At 44.6% G+C, this 9,993-nt stretch carries 9 protein-coding genes; 3 read left to right on the top strand and 6 right to left on the bottom strand.

All coding sequences use genetic code 11. The annotated features are described in order from the left end of the window. Positions 1–10: 10 nt before the first annotated feature. From I2D56_RS04120 to I2D56_RS04130, 3 genes are read right to left on the bottom strand one after another with little or no spacing between them, the layout of a single operon-like run. The gene (locus I2D56_RS04120; RefSeq protein ID WP_181971061.1) at positions 11–877 is read right to left on the bottom strand and encodes a carbohydrate ABC transporter permease; all 867 of its coding nucleotides are present in this window, start codon (positions 875–877) and stop codon (positions 11–13) included. Between the two features lie 13 nt (positions 878–890). After that, positions 891–2,150: an extracellular solute-binding protein gene (locus tag I2D56_RS04125; protein ID WP_195348034.1), complete on the bottom strand. Its 1,260-nt coding sequence runs from the start codon at positions 2,148–2,150 to the stop codon at positions 891–893. A gap of 14 nt (positions 2,151–2,164) precedes the next feature. Beyond that, positions 2,165–4,327 (bottom strand): alpha-galactosidase, encoded by a 2,163-nt coding sequence (locus I2D56_RS04130; RefSeq protein WP_195348035.1) that lies wholly within the window; start codon positions 4,325–4,327, stop codon positions 2,165–2,167. 162 nt (positions 4,328–4,489) lie between these two features. Here I2D56_RS04130 and I2D56_RS04135 point away from each other — a divergent pair, with 162 nt between their 5' ends. The 3 genes from I2D56_RS04135 to birA all read left to right on the top strand — a co-directional run bounded on the left by I2D56_RS04135 (position 4,490) and on the right by birA (position 7,343). Further along, entirely contained in the window at positions 4,490–5,323 is an 834-nt protein-coding gene (locus tag I2D56_RS04135) for an AraC family transcriptional regulator (RefSeq protein WP_023022876.1), read from the top strand. Between the two features lie 67 nt (positions 5,324–5,390). Further along, the gene (locus I2D56_RS04140; RefSeq protein ID WP_195348036.1) at positions 5,391–6,395 is read left to right on the top strand and encodes a LacI family DNA-binding transcriptional regulator; all 1,005 of its coding nucleotides are present in this window, start codon (positions 5,391–5,393) and stop codon (positions 6,393–6,395) included. 6 nt (positions 6,396–6,401) lie between these two features. Continuing rightward, positions 6,402–7,343, top strand: a complete 942-nt coding sequence (gene birA, locus I2D56_RS04145) for a bifunctional biotin--[acetyl-CoA-carboxylase] ligase/biotin operon repressor BirA (protein WP_195348037.1) — start codon at positions 6,402–6,404, stop codon at positions 7,341–7,343. A 42-nt stretch (positions 7,344–7,385) separates the two neighbouring features. Here birA and I2D56_RS04150 read toward each other — a convergent pair whose 3' ends face one another. From I2D56_RS04150 to I2D56_RS04160, 3 genes are read right to left on the bottom strand one after another with little or no spacing between them, the layout of a single operon-like run. Then, a complete protein-coding gene (locus tag I2D56_RS04150) occupies positions 7,386–7,598 on the bottom strand; it encodes a DUF3272 family protein (protein ID WP_042507443.1) in 213 nt (70 codons plus the stop codon). A gap of 38 nt (positions 7,599–7,636) precedes the next feature. Continuing rightward, positions 7,637–9,313 (bottom strand): DNA polymerase III subunit gamma/tau, encoded by a 1,677-nt coding sequence (dnaX, locus tag I2D56_RS04155; RefSeq protein WP_195214035.1) that lies wholly within the window; start codon positions 9,311–9,313, stop codon positions 7,637–7,639. Further along, positions 9,313–9,810 carry a GAF domain-containing protein gene (locus I2D56_RS04160; protein WP_195214036.1) on the bottom strand — a complete coding sequence of 166 codons (498 nt, stop codon included), beginning with the start codon at positions 9,808–9,810 and terminating at the stop codon, positions 9,313–9,315. Before I2D56_RS04160 ends, dnaX begins: the two co-directional genes overlap by 1 nt. Positions 9,811–9,993: the final 183 nt, after the last annotated feature.

Consider the following 9,993-nt stretch of genomic DNA (forward strand, 5'->3'; position numbering starts at 1 on the left):
GCTTCTCCTCTTAAATTTCAAATTTCTTAGATACTCTCAATTGGATGATCGAAATCACTACAATCAAGAAGAACAAGATTACGGCAATGGCATTGGCATAACCGAATTGGTTGTTTTTAAAGGCGTAATTATAAACCAAGAGCCCAAGTGAAGTTGTGGCATTGTTTGGACCACCACCGGTCATGGCAAAGACTTGGTCAAAGGCGGTCAACCCACCTTTTAGGGCTAGGATAAAGACCATAGAGACACTTGGTAGCAAGTAAGGCAATTCAATGTTCCAGAAGACTTGCTTACTAGTCGCGCCATCGATCCTTGCTGCTTCTGTAATCTCAGTTGGAATGGATTGCAAACCAGCTAGGAAGATGATGATGGGCATGGCCACCCCTTGCCAAAGAAGGACAAAGACAGCCGCAAAGATGGCTCCCCACTTAGTCCCGAGAAGACTGGTTTGGAGAAACTCAATGTGAAGGGCATTACCAATCGCTGGAAGGCCGTAGTTGAAGACTTGCTTGAAGATCAAAGCCACTGTCAAACCAGACAAAACGGCCGGGAAGAAGAACCAAGCACGGAAGAAGGTTTGGCCTTTGATTTTAGAGTTCAAGACACGCGCAATGAAGATCCCAAGAGCAATCTCCCCAACCACCATGGCAATCGTGATAATCGCAGTAAATCCAATCGCATTCATGAATTTTGGATCCATGAAAAGGAGCTTAAAGTTGTTTACGCCGACAAATTTGTAGTTATAAGTCAATCCTGTCCAGTTGGTAAAACTGTAAAAGGCTCCTTGAAACATCGGCACATAGAAGAAAATTGCTTGTAACAAGAGGGGGATGGCCACAAAAGCCCACGCCCAATATTTTTGTAATACTTTTTTCATAGTCTCTCTACTCCTAATCCACATCCGCTTTCATCGGATTAAAGAAGGCATTCAAATCATTGACCATTCCTTGTTTATCACCGGTCAAGACATAGTTCATGGTCAAGGTATGGAAGTCTGCTTCACTGGTCCAGTATTGTTGCAACCAGACCAAGTGACGATCCGTAAAGGCATATTTGGTCATACCAGCAAGCGGTGAATCTTCTCCTGCTTGTTTGACCCCTTCAATCGCTGTTGGAGATCCGTCCACATCGTAGTATTTTTGCATGACTTCTGGACGGGTCATGTATTCCACAAAGGCATTGGCTTCTTTTGGATGTTTGGTGGTAGCTGAGATAGACCATGCCAAGTCTCCCGCACCAACGGTTAAGCTTTGTCCTTTTTCTTTTCCTGGAATCATGAAGGTTCCAACCTTAAATGTCGGTTTTTGTTCATTAATCGCTGTGATCGCCCAAGACCCATTTGGTGTCATGAGGACATCCCCACGTGCGAAGGCTCCGATAACGTCTGTATAGCCGGCACCTTCCCAGTTCTTTTGCTTAGAACCATTAATGCGAAGGATATCCATGACCTTGATGTCATCTTTCATAATCGGATCAGACAATTTAATGGCATTTGGTTGAGAATAACGAAGGTATTGATTGGCTTCGTCACCTCCACCTGTCGCTGTTGCAAAGGCTAATTGATTGTAACCATTAAGTGTCCAAGCATCTGCACCTGCAATTCCAAATGGTGTTTGTCCTTTAGCAACGATGTCTTTGACTAACTGTTCAAATTCATCCCAGGTTTCCGGAACCTTCAAGCCCAGTTCTTCGAATTTATCCTTATTGTAATAGATGCCATAAGCATTAGCTGTGAAAGGAACGTTGTAAACTTTTCCGTTCACTGCATATTTTTCAGCATAGCCATTTTTTACGCGTTTCAGATAGTCCTTGTTGCTCAAATCTTCAAAGACACCTGCTTTTGCCCATTCTTGCAGTTCGATGGACTGTGGGTAAATATTGACCACATCCGGCACATCTCCTGCAAGGACACGTGTCTTCAATACTTCACCAGCGTTCGGCACATTGACAACTTTGACCTTGACCTTAGGGTTTTCCTTTTCAAAATCACGAGCGATTTCTTCCAAGGTTTTGGTCATTTCTTTTTTCTGGTTGAAATACTCGATGGTCACTGTGCCATCCGCAGATTTACCATCGTTGGAGCAAGCACCGAGCCCAAACAAGGCTATGCCTGTAGTAGCAAGAAGTCCGATTTTTTTATACCACTTCATTTGGCTGTCTCCTTTTATTTTTTGACAAAAACATATTGTTTAGAGAGAAAATCTCCCTGAGGAAGAACGACGGTTAAGCCCGCATACATGAGCTCAGCTCCTGAATAGACTTGGTTCGTCCCTTCTAAGCTATAGAGCGCCTCTTCTTCCAATCCTTTGAGTTTCAAGGTCGGCTCGATCTCTTCAACTGTTGATAAGACCCTTACATAGGTTACAACCGTGCGGTCTTGATAAGTAAACTGGACAGCTGCTTGATTGGCACCTTGACTAGGGTTCATTAAGCGGTAGTGTTGTCCGAATTGGACAACTGGTCGAATTGTTTTGTAGTGAGCGACTTGAGCACTGATGGTAGCCAACTCTTCTTGAGAAAGGCTGGTCAGATCCAATTCATAACCCAGGTTTCCCATCATGGCTACATGCCCACGCGTTTCAAGCGGTGTGATCCGCCCCATCTGATGATTTGGCACAGCTGATACGTGAGCCCCCATGGAAATGGTTGGATAGAGATAGCTAGATCCATACTGGATGGGAAGTCTGGCCATGGCATCCGTATTGTCACTCGCCCAGACCTGTGGGAAGTAACGCAACATACCAAGGTCATTACGACCACCACCACCGGAGCAAGACTCAAAGAGAACCTGGTCGTATTTCTCCGTCAAGTAGGAAACCACTTCATAGAGACCCAAGATATACGCATGAGATTGCGTCTTGGTTTCAAGGTAGGTTTTCCCATTTCCAAGCTTGGTGATATTGCGGTTCATGTCCCATTTGATATAGTCGATCTCATGGTTTCCAAGTAAGTCATCCAAGACCTGCTTGATATAGTCCACTACTTCTCTATTTGAGAAATCGAGTACCAGTTGATTCCGTGAATAGGTGTGTTCGTAGCCTGGGACTTGAATAGCCCAGTCCGGATGAGCCCGATAGAGGTCACTATCAACAGAAATCATTTCCGGCTCCACCCAAAGGCCAAATTGTAGTCCCTTGTCATGGATACCCTGGATCAATTCTGCTAGGCTTCCTCCTAATTTTTCTTCATTGACGGTCCAGTCACCGAGGGCCCGATTGTCATCATACCGATTGCCAAACCAGCCATCATCAAGAACGAAGAGTTCAATCCCCACTTTTTGAGCTTCATCTGCTAGCTCCAATAATTTGTCTTTTTTGAAATCAAAGTAGGTTGCTTCCCAGTTATTGATGAGGATCGGACGTTCTTTATAAGCAAACGGAGCTGGAATAATATGGTTTTGAACAAACGCTTGACTCTCTTGACTAAGACCGATCAATCCCTTATGGGAGTAACTGATCATGGCCACTGGAGTATCAAAGCTCTGATTTGCTTCCAATTCCCAGGCGAAGTTTTCAGGATTGATCCCTAGTCCAACCCGAACTTCATTGAGTTGATTTTTCTGAACAAAAGCTTCAAAATTTCCACTGTAGAGTAGTTGGAAGGCAAGAGCAGAACCCGCATCTTCTGTCACTTCATGATCAGCAAGAATCAGAGCCGGGGTCTGGGCGTGTCCTGAAGCACCACGGTTAGAGCTGATGGAGAAGATTCCTTGCTCCACTTGCTGACGGCGGACTGTTTTTTCTCTCGCATAGGCTCCTTGTAGAGTGAGGATGTCGTAGTCACCGGCAGGCAGATCGGCCAACACACTAAGAGCCTTGTGAATCACAACCGTTTCGTCACTACAGTTTTCAATCTTTGCGAAACTTGTGATTGTTGCCCGATCCTCGTAAGCGGTGTAGTAGAGAGTCAACCGCAGGGCCGCTTGATCATCTTCAAAGACCAGGGCCAAGGTTTCAGCTTTGTCTACCGAGTGAGGGTTAGGAAGACCGCTCGCCTCGACACTGCCAGAATAGATGTTTGCTCCAACATAGAGGAAATCGGTTACCTCTGTAGTACCGTGCTGGATCTGAATCGACGGCTTTCGAAAATCTCCAAGTCCGTGCTGTCCCAAGATTTGTCGCTGGCTATCCAAGCTAAAGGTCCGATTGTCAGGTGTTGGATTTCCAGAGAAAGCATGGTCCTTCTCATACACGGTATTGGAAAAATGATAGGACGGAATTGGTCGTCCCAAATGCTTGAGCATCAGATAGCCATCACGATTTTCAAGGATGAGACTAAATCCCTTACTCTCTATATAGAACAAATTCTGCTCAATGCGAATTGCCATATCTTCCTCCCATTGGTTCCTGCAAAATATCACTATGTGTTTTTAAATGCAGTTCCAATATCTTTCTTTTTTCACATGTCTTTATTTTACTTGATGTAAACGCTTTCGAAAATAGAATTTTGTTGGGCATATATGGTAAAATGTTAGGTAGGAGGTTCAGCCATGTTAGTCTTTTCTGAATACCAAACCGACACTATTGATCTAGCCCTTGATTTTTATGGCTACGAAGATTGCCCAAAGAATTACGAATTCGGACCTAGCGTCCGCGACAATTTTGTTCTACATTTTATCACCAAGGGAAAAGGCGTCTTTCACATCAATAAAAAAGAAATCCACTTAGAAGCTGGAGATCTCTTCCTTCTCCCCAAAAATAAAGTGACCTACTACCAGGCAGACGCCGAAGATCCTTGGTCCTACTACTGGATTGGTATCAGCGGCACCAAAGTAAGTGATTTCATGCGTTTTTCAACCCTGCATGAAAAAGGCTTTCTAAAGAAAACAGAGGTGGACACAGATAGAATTGGCCAGTTTATGGAGCAGCTTGTCCACAAGGCTGAGGCATCTAAGATGACCTCACACTACCAACTCCACCTTCTCTCTCAGATTTATGAATTGCTCTTTCTCATCAGTGAAGTGGCTCCTGATATCCATCGGAGCCATCCATCTCCAACTTATCAACTCTACCTGACCTGCAAGCATGTGATTGAGACGCATTACAATAAAGATCATTTGAGTATTCAAGAGATCGCTGATGACCTCAATGTCCATCGCTCCTACCTAACAACTGTTTTCAAGGAATTTCACCAGATCTCTCCCAAGGAATTCTTGCACTCGGTCCGCATGCAACGTGCCCAGCAGTTACTGACCAATACAGACGAAAGCATCAAGATTGTTGCCTACTCCGTTGGCTTTTCAGACCCCCTTTATTTTTCAAAGGCTTTTAAGTCCTATAGCCAACTAACCCCTAGCCAATATCGAAGTAAACATAAAATTTAGTAAAAATTTATTTCTTTTTACTAGTATTTAGAGTATACTGGAAGTAGAAATCAATAAAGGATGAACCATGGCAACGATTAAAGACATTGCAGAAAAAGCAGGCGTTTCTCAGGCAACGGTCTCTCGCGTCCTCAACCAAGATCAAAACCTTTCCGTTAGTGATGCAACTCGGAAACTGATCTTCGAAACGGCTGAGAAACTCCATTACCAAAAGAAACATCGAAAAAATAACCCTCTTCAAAGCAAACGCTACCGGATTGCTATTTTAGAATGGGTGACTGAAGAGGAAGAGTTAGAGGATCTTTATTACTACTCTATTCGAGTTGGGATTGAAAAACAAGCCCAAGAACTCGGGCATGATATCTTCCGTGTCTTTAACTTAGAAGATTGGGGACCTCTTGAAAAAGCTGATGGAATTATCGCTCTAGGTAAATTTAGCCCAGAAACTATCCGTCAACTTGAATCCTATCAGAAAAGACTCGTCTTTGTGGACTCTAATACTTTAGTATATGGCCATACCTGTGTCATGACAGATTTTGAAACATCCGTCTACCAAGCGTTAGCTTACTTGATAGAATCTGGTCACAACCAGATTGGTCTTCTTGTTGGACAAGAAACGACCGCTGATAATCGTCCTCTTCAAACAGATCCCCGTTACATGAGTTTTAAGCATTATCTAGAAGAGAAAGAACTCTATCAACCCGATTATATCCGAGTGGGGCACTTCTCAAGTGACTCTGGCTATGATATGATGAAAGAATTGATTGATGAATTGGGAAATCGACTTCCGTCAGCCTTTTTCATGGCCAGCGATGCCTTGGCTGTTGGGGCTCTCCGTGCCCTTCAAGAAGCCAGTATTCCTGTTCCAGATCGGGTCAGTCTCATCTCCTTTAATGATACCTCGATTGCTAAGCATGTCTATCCGCCACTTTCTACCGTCACTGTCTACACAGAAGAAATGGGGAAACAGGCTATTCACAGTCTCTTACAAGACCTTCAAAAAGGAGATTCAGGTATTCCAACTATGCATACTCTGGCCACTCGTCTTACCATCCGTGAAAGCACACGTTAAGAAGCTATGAAAACACACGAAATTTTATACCAAACCTTAGCCCAAGCTCAAGATTATGTCAATGGCGAGCAACTAGCCCAAGAAATGGGACTGTCTCGCACATCAATCTGGAAGGCCATTCAGCGTTTAGAAAAAGAAGGCATCGAAATTGAGTCCATCAAAAATCGAGGCTATAAGATCCTTTCTGGAGATCTCCTAATCCCCCAAGTTATCGAGGAGCATTGTCCTCTAACAGTCTCCTATAATCCCCAGTGCCAATCCACTCAGCTGGATGCCAAGAACGCCATGGAAGCTGGGGGACACTCCTCTACTCTGTATCTGGCTCCTTACCAAATGGCTGGAAAGGGACGTTTTGGGCGTGACTACTTCAGTCCTTCTCAAGGGGGTATCTACATGTCCCTCCACCTCAAGCCCAACCTCCCCTTTGATCAAGCTCCCGCCTATACCCTCATGGTCGCAGCTGCTATCTACAAGGCCCTGAAAAATCTGGCCTTATTGGATATCGATATCAAGTGGGTCAATGACATCTACTACAAGGGGGAAAAAGTTGGTGGCATTCTGACTGAAGCCATTAGCTCCATTGAAACAGGCCTTATTACAGATGTCATCATTGGAGTCGGTCTCAATTTTTCCATCACCAAATTCCCTACGGAACTGAAGGACAAGGCAGGTTCCCTCTTTGACTCCCAACCTCCCATTAGCCGCAATGAACTGATTGCTGAGATTTGGAAGGAATTTTTCAACACACCAGAAGAGGAGCTCATCTACCTCTACAAGCAGCGCTCACTAGTCCTAGGTAAGGAAGTCCGTTTCGAACAAAATCAGACTAGCTACCAAGGCCTGGCCAAGGATATCTCAGACAGTGGACAACTACTAGTCCAACTGACGGACGGCCAAGAACGCTGGCTCAACAGTGGAGAAATTTCCCTCAAGCAATGGGATCTATAAAACAGACCAACAGCTCATAAAAAAATAAGCACCGTTTGGTGCTTATTTTTTATACTTATCTCGTTTTTTCTGATTGAGCTGTTGATCGATACTTTCGACCAACTTCCCTAAGATATAACTGACTTGTAAATTTCTCAATATCAAGAGAGCCCAAAAGACTGCTGCCAGGTAGCTTTCTCTCATCACAGCATCATTAAAAAAATAGGTTTCAAAGGCTGTAAAAATAGCCATACTCCAAAATTGACGTTTATTCATATTGTTATTCTACCACGATTCTCTGGAAAAAGCACAGGCTAGTCTTCTTGGACCGTAATTTTATCAGAGAGGAAATCAAAGCCCTCCGGAATGACAGACTCTTCTGCCACTTCGACCTCTTCCTTGTGACCACGCGCTTTCTTAGAGAATTCCGCCCGAACCTGGGTCCATTCCTCCATGGAAATAGCCAGAATCTCCGGAGAAAAACCTGCCGCATTGCTTAAAATATTGCCAAACATGGTATTGAGGTTATCTCGCTTCATGGTCTGTTCAGCATTAAAGGCAGACTCAAAGGCTAAAATCGCATGACGTTCATTGGCCGCAACCGGTTGGGAACCAACCAGCAAAGCCTTATCGGCTCCTGCTAGGCTTTCAATAATTTCCCCCCAAGCGTTTTGTAGGCGAATGAGATTGTTACGGGCTAAATCTGGATTTTCAACCGCTTCTTGTAAGATGGCTTGAAGCTTATTACGATCCACTCGATAGCCCTTGCTAGACTTCTGAGGACGAGATGGAGCGGACTTAGCCACAGGAGCACCACTCGCTACTTGGGACAACTGATTCTTCAGAGACTCGACTTCCCTTTTGAGCTGGTCTACTTGCGCCAAGAAATCTGCTGGAAGAGCTACTGGGCTAGCCGAAGGGCTCTCACCCTTGTATTCTGCTAGGCGAATGGTCATCATCTCCGTGTAAATCTTCGGTTGTAGGCTATTTTTGATATCTGCTAAGCTCTTCGTCGCGAGGTCAATCCAAGCAAAGAGGGTGGCTTGCGGAATGGCTAGATTCTGGTTAAAACGCTCACTGACATGGAGATTTTCCCCACCTGTCTGAACGATTAAGAGATCCCGCAAATACTGCAAGAGGTCCGTCACAAAGCGGGCCATATTTTTCCCATTATCAAAGATCAGGTTTAACTGGTCCAAGGCAGCTGTTGCATCTTGTGCTGACAAGGCTGCAACATAGAGATCCAATGCTTCTTGACTGATGGAGCCTGTGATTTCTTCTGCTGTTGCCGTGGTCAATTGGGCTTCACCTGTCAGACTGAGGGCTTGGTCCAAAATGGACAAGGCATCCCGCATCCCACCTTCGGCCCGACGGGCAATAATGGCTACAGCTTCTTCTTCGTAATCAATCCCTTCTTTGTCCAAAACAGCTTTTAGGTGGTCTTGGATAGCCGGAGTCTTGATGGATTTGAATTCAAAGCGTTGAACCCGCGAAAGAATAGTTGCTGGAATCTTATGCAATTCCGTTGTTGCTAAAATAAAGACAACATTTTCTGTTGGTTCTTCCAAGGTCTTGAGAAGGGCATTAAAAGCGCCTGTCGAGAGCATGTGCACCTCGTCAATGATATAGACCTTATGAGGGGCCAAACTAGGCGCATAGGTGGATTTGTCACGAATATCGCGGATCTCATCCACCCCATTATTAGAGGCCGCGTCAATCTCAATCACATCCTCTAAACTACCATTGGTAATGGCTTCACAGATATAGCATTCATTACAAGGCTCTCCCCCTTTTTGGTTGGGGCAGTTCATGGCCTTGGCAAAGATTTTGGCCACACTGGTCTTCCCCGTCCCACGAGGGCCAGAAAAGAGATAAGCATGGCTAATTTTCCCCTGTTCGACAGCTTGTCGAAGGGTCGTCGCAATAACCTCCTGCCCGACAAGTTGGCCAAAGGTCTGGCTTCGGTATTTACGATAGAGGGCTTGATACATTAGTCTACTACTCCAAACATCCTAAAATTCCAATCCGTTTTTTCTAGCAAAATGGCTACAAAACGTTCCAAATAAAGGCGATCCAGATCGTCATAATCTCCCACCCGATCCGAATCCAAATCCAATACTCCCAGTAACTGGTCCTTCAAAACCATGGGAACTACAATCTCACTCATGGCCCGACTGTCACAAGAGATATAATTGGCATGCTGGGTCACATCCTCAATGACCAGCGTCTCTCTTTTCTCTGCCGCTTCTCCACAAACGCCTTTTCCTAAAGCAATGTGGACACAGGAAACCTGACCTTGAAAGGGGCCTAAAATCAGCTCTTTTTGATCATAGAGGTAAAAGCCAGCAAAGACCGAATGAGGTAGGGCTTGATTGAGCAAAGCACTGGCATTGGCTAAATTGGCCAATGCATTGCTTTCACCCTCTAAAAGAGCTTCTAACTGGGCTAGTAAGAGTTGGTAACGTGATTCTTTTTCCTGCATATTCATAACCTTTATTATACCAAACTTTAGTTAGAAAATTAAGTATTTACCACGGAGCAAGCCTTGGTAAAAACCAAACACCCACTAGAAGTATCCAGCAACTGCTCCCAATAAAAAAGAGAGTGGGACAGAAATCGGTAATTCGTTAGAATTCGATTTCGTCGTCCCACCTCCGCACAGTTGAGTAGG

Source organism: Streptococcus australis (assembly GCF_015553625.1).
Classification (GTDB): domain Bacteria; phylum Bacillota; class Bacilli; order Lactobacillales; family Streptococcaceae; genus Streptococcus; species Streptococcus australis_B.

Excerpts from the sequence above, each read along its gene's own strand:
- I2D56_RS04130 (WP_195348035.1), bottom strand. The coding sequence starts at position 4,327 with ATGGCAATTCGCATTGAGCAGAATTTGTTCTATATAGAGAGTAAGGGA.
- I2D56_RS04140 (WP_195348036.1), top strand. The coding sequence starts at position 5,391 with ATGGCAACGATTAAAGACATTGCAGAAAAAGCAGGCGTTTCTCAGGCA.
- I2D56_RS04150 (WP_042507443.1), bottom strand. The coding sequence starts at position 7,598 with ATGAATAAACGTCAATTTTGGAGTATGGCTATTTTTACAGCCTTTGAA.
- dnaX (WP_195214035.1), bottom strand. The coding sequence starts at position 9,313 with ATGTATCAAGCCCTCTATCGTAAATACCGAAGCCAGACCTTTGGCCAA.
- I2D56_RS04120 (WP_181971061.1), bottom strand. The coding sequence starts at position 877 with ATGAAAAAAGTATTACAAAAATATTGGGCGTGGGCTTTTGTGGCCATC.
- I2D56_RS04160 (WP_195214036.1), bottom strand. The coding sequence starts at position 9,810 with ATGAATATGCAGGAAAAAGAATCACGTTACCAACTCTTACTAGCCCAG.
- I2D56_RS04135 (WP_023022876.1), top strand. The coding sequence starts at position 4,490 with ATGTTAGTCTTTTCTGAATACCAAACCGACACTATTGATCTAGCCCTT.
- birA (WP_195348037.1), top strand. The coding sequence starts at position 6,402 with ATGAAAACACACGAAATTTTATACCAAACCTTAGCCCAAGCTCAAGAT.
- I2D56_RS04125 (WP_195348034.1), bottom strand. The coding sequence starts at position 2,150 with ATGAAGTGGTATAAAAAAATCGGACTTCTTGCTACTACAGGCATAGCC.